Source organism: Sphingomonas sp. NIBR02145 (genome assembly GCF_027359115.1).
Taxonomy (GTDB): domain Bacteria; phylum Pseudomonadota; class Alphaproteobacteria; order Sphingomonadales; family Sphingomonadaceae; genus Sphingomonas; species Sphingomonas kyeonggiensis_A.
The window spans coordinates 3521396-3534807 of sequence record NZ_CP114791.1 but is presented as its reverse complement, the minus strand read 5'-3'; the positions used below and the strand labels follow the sequence as shown (position 1 = coordinate 3534807).

The following is a 13412-nucleotide window of genomic DNA, read 5'->3' as shown; positions in this document are numbered from 1 at the left end:
CCAATGCCATGTGGGGTGGGCGCTTCGCCGAAGGCCCGTCTGCAGTCATGCGCGAGATTAACGCATCCATTCCCTTCGACAAGCGGATGTGGCGCCAGGATCTGCGCGGGAGCCAGGCTCATGTGACCATGCTGGGTGCGCAGGGAATCGTCGCGGCCGAGGACGCAGCGGCGATCCACGCGGGCCTGAGCGAAGTCGCGGCCGATTTCGAAGCCGAGGGCGTGCCCGAGGACCTGGCGCTCGAAGACATCCACATGCTCGCCGAATCGCGGCTGGCGCAGAAGATCGGCCCGACCGCGGGCCGCCTGCACACCGCCCGCTCGCGCAACGACCAGGTGGCGACCGATTTCCGCCTGTGGGTGCGCGACGCGGTCGACCAGGCCGAGGCGGCACTGGGCGCGCTGCAGGATGCGCTGCTGGCGCGTGCGGAGGAACATGCCGACAGCGTGATGCCGGGCTTCACCCATCTCCAGGTGGCCCAGCCGGTGACGCTCGGCCATCATCTGATGGCCTATTTCGAGATGTTCGCGCGCGACCGCTCGCGGCTTCGCGATGCTCGTGCGCGCCTCAATCTCTGCCCGCTCGGCTCGGCGGCGCTGGCCGGCACCGGCTTCAACCTCGACCGCGAAGCGACGGCAAAGGCGCTCGGCTTTGACGGGCCGACGCGCAATTCGCTCGATTCGGTTTCCGACCGCGACTTCGCGATCGAGTATCTCACTGCCGCGTCACAGGCAGCGCTGCATCTCAGCCGCCTGGCCGAGGAGTTCGTGATCTGGGCAAGCCAGCCCTTCGGCTTCGTGTCGCTGAGCGATCAATGGTCGACCGGCAGCTCGATCATGCCGCAGAAGCGCAATCCCGACGCCGCCGAACTGGTGCGCGGGCACAGCGGCCGAATCACCGGCGCGCTCGTCTCGCTGATGATCACGATGAAGGGCCTGCCGCTCGCCTATTCGAAGGACATGCAGGACGACAAGCCGCCGGTGTTCGAGGCGCATGACCTGCTCGGCCTCAGCATCGCGGCGATGACCGGCATGGTGGAAAGTGCGACTTTCCGGCTCGACCGGATGCGCGCCGCCGCCGAGGCCGGTTTCTCGACCGCCACCGACCTGGCCGACTGGCTGGTGCGCGAAGGCGGCATCCCATTCCGCGAGGCACACCACATCACCGGACGCGCGGTGGCGGCAGCGGAAGCGGCAAGCATCCGTCTCGATCAGCTATCGATCACCCAACTCAAGGAAATCGACGCACGGATCGATGAACGCGTATATGACGTTCTGAGCGTCGATGCCTCGGTATCGAGCCGGACGAGCTTTGGCGGCACTTCGCCGAAGCGCGTACGGGAAGCCATCGCGGCGGCGCGCAAGAGCCGCGAGGAGGAAGCGTGATGAAGCGACTGGTGCTGCTGACCCTGGCCCTGGTGGGCGGACTTGCCCTGGCGAGCTGCGGCAACCGTTCGGCGCTCAAACCCGCGGCGACGGCGTCGCTGCCGGCAGCGCCCTATGGCGCGACTGCGACGCCGTCGCCCGGAGACCTGCTTAACCCGCCCGTCCAGACGCGCCCGGCACGTAGCGACGACCTTATCCAGAGTTCGGACCAGCGGCGCAGCGACGCCTACGACCTACCGCCGCGCTAAGCCCAATAGGAAGTTTTCCCGTGTCTCATTTCGAAGTGATCGGCGGCACCCTGCACGCCGAGAATGTTCCGCTCGCCCGCATCGCCGAAGCAATCGGCACCCCCGTCTATGTCTATTCGACCGAGGCCTTTCGCGAGGCCGCCCGCGCCTTCCGCAAGGGGCTGGAGCCGGTCGGTCGGCACCATGTCGCCTTCGCGGTGAAGGCCAATCCGAACCTCGCGGTGCTGCGCCTGCTCGCCAATGAGGGCTTCGGCGCCGATGTCGTCTCGGGCGGCGAGCTGTCGCGTGCGCTCGCGGCCGGCATCCCGGCGAACGACGTGGTGTTCTCCGGCGTCGGCAAGACCCGCAAGGAGCTCCACCAGGCGCTCGACGCCGGGATCGGCCAGTTCAACCTCGAACTCGAGGAAGAAGGCGTCGTCCTTGCCGAGATCGCGCATGCCAAGGGCATGGTCGCGCCGGCGGCGCTGCGCGTGAACCCGGACGTCGATGCCGGCACGCACGAGAAGATCTCGACCGGCAAGGCCGAGAACAAGTTCGGCCTGCCGATCGACCAGGCCCCGGCGATCTTCGACCGTCTGGCCAAGCTGGAAGGCATCAACCTGCGCGGCGTCGCCGTGCATATCGGCAGCCAGCTGCTCAGCCTGGCGCCGCTGGAAGCCGCGTTCGAGCGCGTCGGCAAGCTCGTCGCCGAGCTGCGCGCCGCCGGCCACACGATCACCCATGTCGACCTGGGCGGCGGCCTGGGCGTGGCCTACAAGCCGGAGGACGTGCCGCCGACCTCGGCAGCGTTCGGCGAGATGGTCGCGCGGGTGACGAAGGACTGGGATGTCGAGCTGATGTTCGAGCCCGGCCGCCACATCTCGGCCAATGCCGGCGTGCTGCTCACCGAAGTGCTGTGGGTGAAGCCGGGCGTGACCAATCCCTGGGTGGTGGTCGACGCGGCGATGAACGACCTGCAGCGCGTCGCGCTGTACGACGCCTATCATGGCTTTGCCTCGGTGACGCCGAGCGGCGAGACCATGGTCGCCAATGTCTGCGGCCCGGTGTGCGAGAGCAGCGACGTGTTCCTGAAGAATCGCGAGATCGACGCACTGAAGAGCGGCGACCTGGCGGTGCTGCAGAGCGCCGGCGCCTATGGCGCGACCATGGCGAGCACCTACAACAGCCGCGCGCTGGTGCCCGAGGTGCTGGTGTCGGGGGAGCGATTCGAACTGGTCGCGGGGCGGATCACCGCCGAGACGATCATGGGCGAAGAACAGGTTCCGGACTGGCTGAAGTAAGATGACGCTGACCGCCCTGCCGATCTTCGTGAAGCTGGCAGGGCGGCCGGTGATCCTGATCGGCAGCGGCGAGGCGGCGGAGGCCAAGCGCCGGCTGCTCGAACGCGCGGGCGCCGAGATCGTCGACGAGGCGGCGCAGGCCTCGCTGGCGATCGTCGCGACGGACGAGCCCGAACCGATTGTCGCGCGGCTGCGTTCTCGCGGCGTGCTCGTGAACACCGTCGACCGCCCGGACCTGTGCGACTTCACCCTGCCCGCGATCGTCGAACGCGATCCGGTGCTGGTGGCGATCGGCACCGGCGGCGTCTCGGCCGGGCTCGCCGCGGCGCTGCGCCAGAAGCTGGAGGCCGAGCTTCCCGCCGACCTGGGCGAGACCGCAAAGGCGCTCCATGCGGCGCGCACGGAGCTGCGCGCACGCTTTCCCGACATCGCCGACCGCCGCCGCGCGATCGGCGCGGCGCTGGCGGAAGGACTCGGCAGCGACGTGGTTGCGCGCATGCGGGCGCCGGAAGATGCCCGGCTGGTGCGCATCACGCTTGCCTCGGACGACCCCGACGATCTGACATTGCGCCAGGCGCGCGCGCTTGCGCAGGCCGAGCGGGTGTACCATTTTCCCGGCGTGCCGACTGCCATCCTGAACCGCGCCCGCGCCGATGCGCCGCGCATCGCCTGCTCCACCCCACCCGAAGTGCCCGGCCCCGGGCTCTCGATCTGGCTGGAGCCCGGCGCATGAGCGGCTTTGCCTATATCGTCCATGACGGGAAGGTGGAGCAGCCCATCCTGAAGGAAGCGCTGGGCAAGGATGCCGCGCTGAGCTGGATCCATCTCAATACCAATGACGAGCGCGCCCAGCTCTGGCTGAGCGGCGAGGCCAAGCTCGCCCAGCCGGTGATCGAAGCGCTGACCGCGATGGAGACGCGCCCGCGCTGCGACCTGTTCGGCCCGGCGGCGCTGATCAACCTGCGCGGCATGTCCTCCGACGCGCTCGACACCTCCGATCCGCTCGCCTCGATCCGGATGTACGCGCATGGCGGCTGCGTCTTCTCGGTCTCGCGCAAGCAGCTCAACGCGGTCCAGCCGGTGCGCAAGCTGGTCGAGGACGGCAAGGTCCTCGATCCGGGCGACCTGATCGCCGCGATCGCCCAGGCGATCACCGAGGAGCTGGACCCGATGGTCGCCGAGCTGGGCGATTCGCTCGACGATTGCGAGGAGCAGATCTCCCGCCACCGCGCCTTCGACCTGCGCCGGCTGGTCAACGAGACCCGGGTGAAGGCGATCGGGCTGCGCCGCTTCCTCTATCCGCAGCGCGCCGCGCTGGAGAAACTCGCGGGCCTGCCGGTGGAATGGCTGGCCGAGGACGACCGGCTCCACCTCGCCGCCGCCGCCGACCGGGCCGCGCGCATGGCGGAAGAGCTGGAGAGCATCCGCGAGCGCGCCGCGCTGACGCACGAGACGCTGACCGACCTGCGTTCGGAACTGATCGACCAGCGCTCGCTGATGATCGCGGTAGTGGCGATGGTGTTCCTGCCGCTCACCTTCATCACCGGCCTGCTCGGCATGAACGTGGCCGGCATTCCCTGGGCGCATGAGCCTTGGGCGTTCTGGGGCGTGGTGGCGCTGTGCGTGGCGGTCGCGGTGCTGATCACCGGCTATTTCCTCCGCCGGCACTGGTTCGAACGCTAGGCGCTCAGGCGCGCTGGAGGCGATCCAGCTCTGCGCGGGCGGCGGCAAGCTCGCCGCGTGCCTCGCCCAGTTCGATCGCGCGCGCGGCGATGCGGGCATCGAGCGCCAGGTTCGACCGCTTGAGCTCTTCCATCCGGTCCGAACGCGCCATCGTGCGCTCGATACGGGCGGCCAGCTCCTCGAAGCTGTAGGGCTTGGCGAGATAATCGTCGGCGCCGGCCTGCAGCGCCTCGACCGCGCCGGCGGGATCGTCCTGGCTGGTGACGACGATCACCGGCAGGTCCGACGTGTCACGCGTGCCGCGGATCTCCTGCAGCACGTGCAGGCCGGAGACTTCGGGCATCACCCGATCGACCAGCACCATGTCGAAACCGCGTGCCGAGATCAGCTCGAGCGCCTGGGTGCCGCTGTCCGCCAGCACGACGAGATAGCCGAGCTGGCCGAGCCGATGCGCGAGGACATGCAGGTTGGTCCGGCTGTCGTCGACCGCCAGAATGGTGCGCGTGGCACGTCGGCGATTGCCAATGCCTTCCTGTGCCGAAGCCTCGTCCATGGCCGGCAGCATAGCGCTGCAACAATCACGAAACAGTTAAGCGGCGCGCAACCAGCCCGATCAGCGATCGAGGAAGCTGAAGATCTGGCCGACCATCACGTCCATCGGGGCGCTGCACTTGTCGAGCGCGTCGCCCGGCTCGATCGTGTTGATCGCCAGGCCCATCGGCGTCGGCCAGCCACGCAGCGCATGGGTGATGGTGCGGAGCGCCTGCAGCGTCGAGACCGCCGCCTGCCAGCCTGCCGCGGTGGCGATCAGGCCGACCGGCAGCCCGTCGAAATAGGGGCGATCGTCCTTGCTCATCGCCTCGACATAATCGAGCGCGGTCTTGACCAGGCCCGAAAGCGTGCCGTGATAGCCGGGCGAGCCGACGATCACCGCATCGGCCGAGCGCAGCGCCTCGAGATAGCGCATCACCGCCGGATTGCCCTCGACATTGCCCGGCTCGTAATGCGGAAAGGCGATCGCCTCGCCGGTGAGCAAGGTGGTGCGGGCGCCGCGCGCCTCGGCCTTGGCGAGCGTGGCCGCGAGCAGGCGTCCGGTGGCGGATTCGGGTCGCAGGGTGCCGCCCAATGCGACGATATGAGGTGCCGACATGGCTTCCCGCTAGCCCAAAGGCTCGGCAAGCGCCAGCGTGGACCTGAGGTGCGGGCTGCGGCTATGCATCGGCAGAATCGCGCATGGGGGAGCCAAATGGTCGCAGCAACGCACGGTCCGCTGGCGGGGCTGCGCATCGTCGAACTCGATATGCCGGGCACGGTGCTGTTCGCCGGCATGCTGCTTGCCGACCTGGGCTGCGACGTGATCCGGATCCGCCGGCCGGGCAGCGAGGGCAGCGCCGTGGCCGCGCCGCTCTATCGCGGCCGATCGCAGGTACTGCTCGACCTCAGCCAGGCGGCGGGGCGCGAGCAGGCGCTGTCGCTGATTGCCGAGGCCGACGGGGTGATCGAGGGCTATCGCCCCGGCGTGGCCGAGCAGATCGGCCTCGATCCGGCGCGCTGCCTCGCGCTCAATCCCCGGCTGGTCTATGCCCGCACCAGCGGCTGGGGCCGCGAGGGACCGCTTGCCGGCACGCCCGGCAACGACATCAACCACCTTGCCTTGTCCGGCGCGCTCCATGCGATCGGCCCGGCCGCCGCGCCGGTGCCGCCGCTCAACCTGATCGGCGAATATGCCGGCGGCGCGCTGTATCTCGCGCTCGGGCTGGTCTCCGGCATCCTCGCCGCCCAGGCCACCGGGCGCGGCCAGGTGATCGAGGCATCGCAGATCGACGGCGTGGCATCGATGATGTCGCTCTATTATGCGCTCCACGCCTCGGGCCGCTGGGTCGATGCCCGCACCGCCAACATGGTCGATGGCGGCGCGCCCTATTATCGCTGCTATGCCTGTGCCGATGGCCGCCATGTCGCGGTCGGTGCGCTCGAGCCCCAGGCCTTCCGCGCGTTGTGCGCCGGGCTGGGGATCGCGGCGGACCGGTTCGACCCATATGACCGCGCCGCCTGGCCGGCGCTGACCGAAGTCCTCGCCGCCGCCTTTGCTTCGCGGGGGCGCGACGAATGGGCGGCGCTGTTCGAGAGCGGCGATGGCTGCGTGACACCGGTGCTGTCGCTGACCGAGGCACCGCTCCATCCGCAGAACCGCGCGCGCGGCACCTTCGCGGCGCGGGACGGCGGCGTGCAGCCCGTGCCGACGCCGCGCTTCTCGGCGACGCCCGCCGAGGCACTGCCGCCGGTGGACGAAAGCGTGGAGGATGTGCTGGCGCGCTGGGGGGCGGCCTAGGACGGCCCGCATTCAGGATTCTGCGGTTAGGCTGGCGGTTCCCCGGCGAACGCCGGGGCCCAGGGCAACAGAGCGATACGGCAGAGAAACCCTGGGCCCCGGCGTTCGCCGGGGAACTGAAAGGGTTGCGTGTCGGAGCCCCTAGGCCGCCGGGCCGGTCTTCAGGCTGCTCCAGGCGCGGGCGATCTCGTCGAGGCTGTTCGCCGCGTCGCGGAACGGTGCGGGATCGGTACCGACGGCGGCCTGCAGGATCTGGCCGCGCAGGCCGTGATAAAAGGTGGCGAGCGTCTTCGAGACATCGCCGCCCTTCTCGAAATCGAGCCCGGCCTCGAGCGCGAACAGGATCGCCGTCGCCCGCGCGACCCGCTCGCCGCGCACGGCATAATTGCCACGCTCGACCGCCCAGGCGGCCGTGCGCAGCGCGGCGACGCCTTCCTCGTAGAGCAGGCCGACCAGCGCGTGCGGATCGCCACCGGCGGCACGGCCGACGATGTCGATCTGGCGATAGGTTTCCGCGGGGTTGGCGGCGAGGGCCGAGGCGTAGCGCATCAGCTGCCGCTGCTGTTCCAAGCGGCGATCTGCTGCGTCAGGAAGCTCTGGGTCGACTTGTAGGCAGCGACCTTGGCATCCATCGCGGCGAATTGCTGCGTCATCCGATCGCGCATGTTGGCGGTATCGGTGACGACCTTGTCCTGTTGCTCGGAGAGCTTGTCCATCTGCTTGGTGTAGGTCTTGTTGCTCGACGTGAGCCCCGTCTCCTTGCCCGGCGTGCTGCTGCCGATCGCGGTGGCGACCAGGCTGGACAGCGCCTTGCTGATCCCCGCGCCTTCCGCGAAGATCGCCTCGACATCGTCGGGATAGGTGGACAGCACCTTGGACAGGCGCGCGCTGTCGACCGAGAGCGTGCCGTCGCGATTGGTCTTCACGCCGATATCGGCGAGCTTGTGCGGCACATCGTCGGTGGCGCCCGGCACCAGCTCGGCGAGCGACAGGCTCTTGAGCTGGCGCAGCAGGTCCTTCGCCGCCGGATCGGTGCGCAAGGGGCCGGTGATCGGATCGGTGGCGTCCTGCACCGACTTCAGCACCTGGTTATAGGTGTCGACGAAGTTGGTGACCGCCTGGCTGATCGCCGCGGTGGGCGTGGCGGCGCCGATCGCCACCTTGGTGCCGACCTGCGCCGCGACGAGATCGAGCCGCGCGCCGGGGATCAGGCCCGAGATGCTGTTGGTCGGGTATTTCGCCTCGACGCCGTCCATCGCGACGCGAGCGTCCTGCGCGACCTGATTGACCGACGAACTCGCGCCGACGCCGACATTGAGCGCCGACAGGTCGCCGGTGCCGCTCAGCGTGAAGGCCTGCGACGCGCCGGTCGCGCTCTTCAGCACCAGCCGCGCGCCATTGTTGTCGCTGAGGATCGAGGCGGTGACACCCGCCTTCTTGGCGTTGATCGCGTCGGCGATGCCCTTGAGCGTCGAATTGCCCGAGCCGACCGTGATGTCGATCGAGGCAGCGGGACCCTGGGTGAAATCGGTCATCGCGCCGTCGGTGACGGTGGCGGTGCCGAAGCTGAGCGTGAGCGTGCCGGTGCCGATCGCCGTCGCGCTGCCGCCCGAGAAGAGCTGCGAGCTGGTCACCTGGCCCTGGGCGAGCTGGCGTACCTCGACGGTGGCGCTGAGCCCCGACAGGTCGGCGCCGGGCAGCCGGGTGATGTTGAGGATGCCGGTGTTCGAGCTGGTCGGCTGGGTCGACAGCGAGCCCGAGCCGGTCAGCGAAGTGAGCGCCGCCGAGAAGTCGCTGATATTGCTCTTGATCGTGCTGATCTGCGAAATCTGCGCGGTCAGCGCGTCATTCTTCTGGGTGAGCATCGCGTTCTTGTTGGTGAACGCGTTGGTGACCAGCGAATTGACCAGCGCGGTGATGTCGATCCCCGATCCCGTACCAAGGGTGGTGGCGATCGAAGGCGTCGGAGTCGCAGTGGTGGCCGTTGTCGTGGTCATGTCTACCTCTCCCCCGGTAAACGGCCGGTGCCGCGCCGATTTTAGTGCGCGCGTGCCTGTTTGCGGCCGTTTTCGTCGAAAAGTGCGGTGTCGGGCACGGTGACCGGCGGCATCACCGCATTGGCCCGCTTGCTGAGCTGGAAGACGAAGGCGAGCACGGTGGCGACCGCCATGTAGAGATCGTCGCGGATCTCCTGGTTTTCCTTGCTGGTGTAATAGACGGCGCGGGCGAGCTGCGGGATTTCGAGGATCGGCACGTCGAGCTCGCCGGCGAGCTCGCGGATCGCCAGCGCGGTAGCTCCGCGGCCCTTGGCGACGAGCACCGGCACCTGGTCCTTGCCCTGTTCATAGCGCAAGGCCACCGCGAAATGGGTCGGGTTGGTGATGACCACGTTTGCGGTGGCCACTGCCTTGCGGAAGCCTCCCTTGAGGATCTGGCGCTGGCGCTGGCGCTGGGCCGCCTTGGCCTCGGGCGAGCCTTCGCTCTCCTTGTGCTCGTCGCGGACTTCCTGCTTGGTCATGCGCAGCTTGGCCATGTGGCGCAGGATCTGGATCGGCAGGTCGACGCCGGCGATCAGCAGCAGTCCACCGGCCATGACGAAGAGCAGGGTGAGGAACTCGCCGCCCATCGCCCCGATCGCGCCGTGCAGGTCCGCCTCGACCAGGCCGAGCGAGCGGCGCGTCATCGACCAGAGCAGCCAGGTGCCGATGCTGCCGAGCAGCACGACCTTGAGCAGGCCCTTGCCGAGCTCGATCCAGCCATTGGGACCGAAGATCCGCGCAAGGCCGGAAGCCGGGTTGATCCGCGAGGCCTTGGGCGCGAACAGCTTGGAGTTCCAGCGGATGCCGGCCAGCCCGGCATGGCTGAGGATCGCGCCGATCACCGCGAGCAGCAGCAGCGCGAGCATCGGGGTGGCGAGCTTCCAGCCCGCCTCGGCGATCGGACGCCAGGGCTCGAAATCCTCGACGTCGGCAACCCCGAAGGTGAAGCTGCCGACCATCACTTCCTTGCAGGCGCGTACCAGCGAGGGGCCGAAGAACATCATCCAGCTGCAGCCGAGCAGCACGATCAGCGCGGTGCCGAAATCCTTCGAGCTGAGTATTTGCCCGTCGTCTATCGCCTTGCGCTTGCGCTTGGCTGTTGGGGCTTCTGTCTTTTCGCCGCCGGACTCCGACATCAGCCGAGCACCAGCTGCGGCATCATCGTGAGCGATTCGCGGACGATGACGACGAGGTAGTCCCCCATGGCAGGGAGCGCGAGCAGCATCGCGACGACGCCGAAGAGCAGGCTGGCGGGCAGCCCCACCGCGAACAGGTTGAGCGCCGGCGCGGCGCGGCTGAGCATGCCGACGATCAGGTTGAGGCAGAGCAGCAGGAAGCCGATCGGCAGCGAGAGCAGCAGCCCGGCGAGGAAGGTATAGCCGCCGAACATCGCGATGCCGAGCAGCCGATCGGGTGCGATCCAGGCGCCGGGGGGCATGACGTCATAGCTGCGCACCACCAGCTCGACGAGGACGAGGTGCCCGTCGAGCGACAGGAAGATCAGGGTGAGCATCAGCGACAGGAAGGTGCCGATCGCCGGGGTTGCGTGGCCGCTATTGGGATCGACCGTGTTGGCGAAGCCCAGGCCCATCGACATGGAGATGACTTCGCTGGCCACCATCGGCGCGGAGAATGCGACCTGCAGGACAAAGCCCATCGCCAGCCCGGTCAGCGCTTCGGCGGCGATCGCGAGGAAAGTGGTGAGCGAGAAGATCTCGGCCGGCGGGGTGACGTGCGCGACGTTGAGCACGAGCACGCCGATCGCGCCGGTGAGCGCGATGCGCGCGGGCAGCGGGATCGCCATTGCGCTGAACACCGGCGCCGCGACGAAGGCCGCGCCGATCCGCACCATGGCGAACAGCAGGGCCCAGAGCTGCGGCTCGATAGAGAGGCCGAAGCCCATCAGCATGGCGGCGTTACTTCACCAGATCCGGAATGCGCTCGAAGATGCTGACGGTGAAATCGCCGAGCAGCCCGAGGATCATCGAGCCGAAGATGATCAGGCTGATGCCGACCACGATCAGCTTGGGCACGAAGGTGAGCGTCTGCTCCTGGATCGACGTTGCGGCCTGGACCATGCCGAGGACGAGGCCGGCGAGCAGCGCGGGCACCAGGATCGGGGTGGCGGCGAGCGCCAGCACCCACATCGCCTCGCGCCCGATGGTGAGGAAGTAATCGGCGTCCATCGTGCTAACTCACGAAGCTGGAGGCGAGCGAGCCCATCGTCAGCGCCCAGCCGTCGACCAGGACGAAGAGCAGCAGCTTGAAGGGCAGCGAGATGATCGTCGGCGACATCATCATCATGCCGAGCGCCATCAGCACGGTGGCGACGACGAGATCGATGACGATGAAGGGCAGGAAGATCAGGAAACCGATCTGGAAGGCAGTCTTGAGCTCCGAGGTGACGAAGGCCGGCAGCAGCACCGAGAAGGGCACGTCCTGCGGCTTGGCATAGGGACCGCTCTTGGCGAGCCCGGCGAACAGGGTGACGTCCTTGGTGCGGGTCTGCTTGATCATGAAGCCATGCAGCGCCTCGCCCGACTTGGAGATCATCTCGGTCGCGCCGATCTTGCCGGCGGAATAGGGCTGGATGGCAGTCGTGTTCATCGTGTTGAGCGTCGGCGCCATCACGAAGAAGCTGAGGAACATCGCCAGGCCGATCAGCACCTGGTTGGGCGGAGTCTGCTGGAGACCCAGAGCCTGACGCAGGAGCGCCAGCACGATGATGATCCGGGTGAAGCTGGTCATCATCAGCAGGATGCCCGGCAGCACCGTGAGCAGGCCCATGATGATGAGGACCTGCAGCGACAGGCTGAGCGGGGCATTGCCGCCACCCAGATCGCCCAGCGCGCGATCGACCGCATCGCCCACGCCCGGAGTCGCCACCGGCGTCGGCACGGCCGGCGCCGCGCCCTGCGCGAAGGCCGGGAAGGCGAACAGCACCAGGAAGGCGAGGATGCCGATGAACAGCGCGGCGCGCCCGCCCATCGTGCGGGGGGCATGGACGATCGCGCGGGTCATTGCTGCTTGTCCACCAGGGTGACGCCGCTGCGGCTCACCGAGACGAGCAGCTTCTGGCCTTCGAACTCGATGACGGCGAGGCGCAGGCCCGGGGAGAGCATCATCGTCTCCTTGAGCTGCACCATCCGGGTCGTCTGGTTCTTGGGCAGGCGCGATTCGAGCTTGCGCCAGGCATAGAGGCAACCGACCAGCAGACCGCAGACGAGCGGCAGCAGCACGATCAGCTTGATGATGTACCAGGTCATGGGATCAACGCGCCGCGCGCTTGTCCGGGCTGACCAGCTCGGTCATCCGCACGCCGAACTTCTCGCCGACCGTGACCACTTCGCCGCGGCCGATCAACGTACCGTTGACGAACACGTCGAGCAGCTCATTGGCTTCGCGATCGAGCTCGATCACGCTGCTTTCGCCGAGCGCGAGCAGCTCGCGCAGGGTCAGCCGGGTCGAACCGATCTCGACGGTGAGCTTGACGTCGACATCCTGCAGCAGCCGGAAATTGGCGGCGACGGCAGTATCGACCTGAAGGGAGGCCGTCATGTCGTTCATTGGAAGTCCTCTGCGTTGAGCGGTTCGAGCGAAGTGAGGCGGACCGCGGCGCGGCCGTTGGCGGTGCCGACAAGGCCGGTGCCGAGGCGGCGCTTCGCCACCATCACCGGAACCTCGGGGCCGAAATCGATCGGGATGACGTCGCCTTCCTTGAGCTCGAGCAGGCGGCCGAGCGGCATGATCGGTTCGGCAAGGACCGAGCGCACGGGCAGCGTCACCGCCATCACCGCGCGGGTGAGGCCGGAACGCCATTCGGGCTCCACCTCGTCCTTGTTGCCGTGGACCTTGACCATCAGCGCGGCGCCATGCGGCTTCAAAGCGGCGACGGGATAGAGAATGTCGAAGAAATGCGGGCGGTCCTCGCCGGCCGCGAGGCCGAAGCGCGTGACCACCACCGGGTCGTCGGCGCCGAGATCGGGCGCGGCGGCGAGATTGGATGCGCCCTCGGCCCGGAAGGCGATGCGCGACAGCGGCTCCCAGGCCTTGTCGAGCAGCAGCGCGCTGGACTGGGCGAGCCGGGCAACCAGGGCTTCAGCCGCGGGCGTGAACTCATTCGGCAGCGGATTGGGTGCTTCACCGTCGCCGCCGAAGAATGCATCGAGCATCTCGAAGACCAGCCCGGCCTCGAGCACGAACTGGGCGCGGGCACGGGCATTGCCCATCACCATCGGCTGCCAGGCGGAAAGCATTCCGCCCCGCTCGGCCTTGTAGTCGGCAAAGCGCTGGACGGAGAGCGGCTCTGCCCAGGCACGCAGGTCCTTGCGCAGCAGCCCTTCGAAACTGCCCTTCAGGGACTTGGCCAGGCGCGCGCTGAGATGCTGCAGCGTGACCAGGTCGCCGAACGGATTCAGGTTGGCCGTCCCCAGCACCGGCGCGTG

The 13412-nt window shown here is 68.3% G+C and carries 17 protein-coding genes; 6 read left to right on the top strand and 11 right to left on the bottom strand.

Translation table 11 applies throughout. The annotated features are described in order from the left end of the window. Positions 1 to 8 precede the first annotated feature (8 nt). The 5 genes from argH to O3305_RS16020 are packed head-to-tail and all read left to right on the top strand — an operon-like array spanning position 9 to position 4596. Positions 9 to 1385 carry an argininosuccinate lyase gene (gene argH, locus O3305_RS16040; protein ID WP_269573428.1) on the top strand — a complete coding sequence of 459 codons (1377 nt, stop codon included), beginning with the start codon at positions 9 to 11 and terminating at the stop codon, positions 1383 to 1385. Beyond that, entirely contained in the window at positions 1385 to 1633 is a 249-nt protein-coding gene (locus tag O3305_RS16035) for a hypothetical protein (RefSeq protein WP_184162983.1), read from the top strand. The genes argH and O3305_RS16035 overlap by 1 nt, the downstream gene beginning before the upstream one ends. 20 nt (positions 1634 to 1653) lie before the next feature. After that, a complete protein-coding gene (gene lysA / locus O3305_RS16030; RefSeq protein WP_269573427.1) occupies positions 1654 to 2913 on the top strand; it encodes a diaminopimelate decarboxylase in 1260 nt (419 codons plus the stop codon). A gap of 1 nt (position 2914) precedes the next feature. Beyond that, positions 2915 to 3646 carry a precorrin-2 dehydrogenase/sirohydrochlorin ferrochelatase family protein gene (locus O3305_RS16025; protein WP_269573426.1) on the top strand — a complete coding sequence of 244 codons (732 nt, stop codon included), beginning with the start codon at positions 2915 to 2917 and terminating at the stop codon, positions 3644 to 3646. Beyond that, on the top strand, positions 3643 to 4596 hold the full coding sequence (locus O3305_RS16020) for a CorA family divalent cation transporter (RefSeq protein ID WP_184162991.1): 954 nt from the start codon (positions 3643 to 3645) through the stop codon (positions 4594 to 4596). The genes O3305_RS16025 and O3305_RS16020 overlap by 4 nt, the downstream gene beginning before the upstream one ends. A 4-nt stretch (positions 4597 to 4600) precedes the next feature. Here O3305_RS16020 and O3305_RS16015 read toward each other — a convergent pair whose 3' ends face one another. Both O3305_RS16015 and O3305_RS16010 read right to left on the bottom strand, forming a co-directional pair. Continuing rightward, positions 4601 to 5149 carry a response regulator transcription factor gene (locus O3305_RS16015; RefSeq protein ID WP_269573425.1) on the bottom strand — a complete coding sequence of 183 codons (549 nt, stop codon included), beginning with the start codon at positions 5147 to 5149 and terminating at the stop codon, positions 4601 to 4603. Between the two features lie 60 nt (positions 5150 to 5209). Beyond that, on the bottom strand, positions 5210 to 5746 hold the full coding sequence (locus tag O3305_RS16010; protein ID WP_269573424.1) for an NADPH-dependent FMN reductase: 537 nt from the start codon (positions 5744 to 5746) through the stop codon (positions 5210 to 5212). A gap of 96 nt (positions 5747 to 5842) precedes the next feature. Between O3305_RS16010 and O3305_RS16005 the strand changes: the two genes are divergently transcribed. Further along, on the top strand, positions 5843 to 6928 hold the full coding sequence (locus tag O3305_RS16005) for a CaiB/BaiF CoA transferase family protein (protein WP_269573423.1): 1086 nt from the start codon (positions 5843 to 5845) through the stop codon (positions 6926 to 6928). Between the two features lie 141 nt (positions 6929 to 7069). Here O3305_RS16005 and O3305_RS16000 read toward each other — a convergent pair whose 3' ends face one another. Genes O3305_RS16000 through O3305_RS15960 form a run of 9 tightly spaced genes read right to left on the bottom strand, consistent with a single transcriptional unit; the run spans position 7070 to position 13403 of the window. Further along, entirely contained in the window at positions 7070 to 7498 is a 429-nt protein-coding gene (locus tag O3305_RS16000; RefSeq protein ID WP_353739198.1) for a flagellar export chaperone FliS, read from the bottom strand. Further along, complete coding sequence (fliD, locus tag O3305_RS15995) at positions 7477 to 8925, bottom strand: flagellar filament capping protein FliD (protein WP_269573422.1); 1449 nt, start codon at positions 8923 to 8925, stop codon at positions 7477 to 7479. The genes O3305_RS16000 and fliD overlap by 22 nt, the downstream gene beginning before the upstream one ends. A gap of 41 nt (positions 8926 to 8966) precedes the next feature. Continuing rightward, on the bottom strand, positions 8967 to 10103 hold the full coding sequence (gene flhB / locus O3305_RS15990; protein ID WP_184163006.1) for a flagellar type III secretion system protein FlhB: 1137 nt from the start codon (positions 10101 to 10103) through the stop codon (positions 8967 to 8969). Beyond that, positions 10103 to 10876 carry a flagellar biosynthetic protein FliR gene (fliR, locus tag O3305_RS15985; protein ID WP_269573421.1) on the bottom strand — a complete coding sequence of 258 codons (774 nt, stop codon included), beginning with the start codon at positions 10874 to 10876 and terminating at the stop codon, positions 10103 to 10105. Before fliR ends, flhB begins: the two co-directional genes overlap by 1 nt. A gap of 7 nt (positions 10877 to 10883) precedes the next feature. Beyond that, complete coding sequence (fliQ, locus tag O3305_RS15980) at positions 10884 to 11153, bottom strand: flagellar biosynthesis protein FliQ (RefSeq protein ID WP_269573420.1); 270 nt, start codon at positions 11151 to 11153, stop codon at positions 10884 to 10886. A 4-nt stretch (positions 11154 to 11157) separates the two neighbouring features. Continuing rightward, complete coding sequence (gene fliP, locus O3305_RS15975; protein WP_446745987.1) at positions 11158 to 11988, bottom strand: flagellar type III secretion system pore protein FliP; 831 nt, start codon at positions 11986 to 11988, stop codon at positions 11158 to 11160. After that, a complete protein-coding gene (locus O3305_RS15970; RefSeq protein ID WP_184163017.1) occupies positions 11985 to 12233 on the bottom strand; it encodes a flagellar biosynthetic protein FliO in 249 nt (82 codons plus the stop codon). The genes fliP and O3305_RS15970 overlap by 4 nt, the downstream gene beginning before the upstream one ends. A gap of 4 nt (positions 12234 to 12237) precedes the next feature. Further along, the gene (fliN, locus tag O3305_RS15965) at positions 12238 to 12534 is read right to left on the bottom strand and encodes a flagellar motor switch protein FliN (RefSeq protein WP_184163020.1); all 297 of its coding nucleotides are present in this window, start codon (positions 12532 to 12534) and stop codon (positions 12238 to 12240) included. Then, positions 12531 to 13403 carry a flagellar motor switch protein FliM gene (locus O3305_RS15960; protein WP_269573419.1) on the bottom strand — a complete coding sequence of 291 codons (873 nt, stop codon included), beginning with the start codon at positions 13401 to 13403 and terminating at the stop codon, positions 12531 to 12533. Before O3305_RS15960 ends, fliN begins: the two co-directional genes overlap by 4 nt. Between the last annotated feature and the right edge of the window lie 9 nt (positions 13404 to 13412).

Excerpts from the sequence above, each read along its gene's own strand:
- O3305_RS16015 (WP_269573425.1), bottom strand. The coding sequence starts at position 5,149 with ATGGACGAGGCTTCGGCACAGGAAGGCATTGGCAATCGCCGACGTGCC.
- O3305_RS16005 (WP_269573423.1), top strand. The coding sequence starts at position 5,843 with ATGGTCGCAGCAACGCACGGTCCGCTGGCGGGGCTGCGCATCGTCGAA.
- O3305_RS16010 (WP_269573424.1), bottom strand. The coding sequence starts at position 5,746 with ATGTCGGCACCTCATATCGTCGCATTGGGCGGCACCCTGCGACCCGAA.
- fliD (WP_269573422.1), bottom strand. The coding sequence starts at position 8,925 with ATGACCACGACAACGGCCACCACTGCGACTCCGACGCCTTCGATCGCC.
- fliP (WP_446745987.1), bottom strand. The coding sequence starts at position 11,988 with ATGACCCGCGCGATCGTCCATGCCCCCCGCACGATGGGCGGGCGCGCC.
- fliN (WP_184163020.1), bottom strand. The coding sequence starts at position 12,534 with ATGAACGACATGACGGCCTCCCTTCAGGTCGATACTGCCGTCGCCGCC.
- fliQ (WP_269573420.1), bottom strand. The coding sequence starts at position 11,153 with ATGGACGCCGATTACTTCCTCACCATCGGGCGCGAGGCGATGTGGGTG.
- argH (WP_269573428.1), top strand. The coding sequence starts at position 9 with ATGTGGGGTGGGCGCTTCGCCGAAGGCCCGTCTGCAGTCATGCGCGAG.
- flhB (WP_184163006.1), bottom strand. The coding sequence starts at position 10,103 with ATGTCGGAGTCCGGCGGCGAAAAGACAGAAGCCCCAACAGCCAAGCGC.
- O3305_RS16025 (WP_269573426.1), top strand. The coding sequence starts at position 2,915 with ATGACGCTGACCGCCCTGCCGATCTTCGTGAAGCTGGCAGGGCGGCCG.
- O3305_RS15970 (WP_184163017.1), bottom strand. The coding sequence starts at position 12,233 with ATGACCTGGTACATCATCAAGCTGATCGTGCTGCTGCCGCTCGTCTGC.
- fliR (WP_269573421.1), bottom strand. The coding sequence starts at position 10,876 with ATGCTGATGGGCTTCGGCCTCTCTATCGAGCCGCAGCTCTGGGCCCTG.
- O3305_RS16035 (WP_184162983.1), top strand. The coding sequence starts at position 1,385 with ATGAAGCGACTGGTGCTGCTGACCCTGGCCCTGGTGGGCGGACTTGCC.
- O3305_RS16020 (WP_184162991.1), top strand. The coding sequence starts at position 3,643 with ATGAGCGGCTTTGCCTATATCGTCCATGACGGGAAGGTGGAGCAGCCC.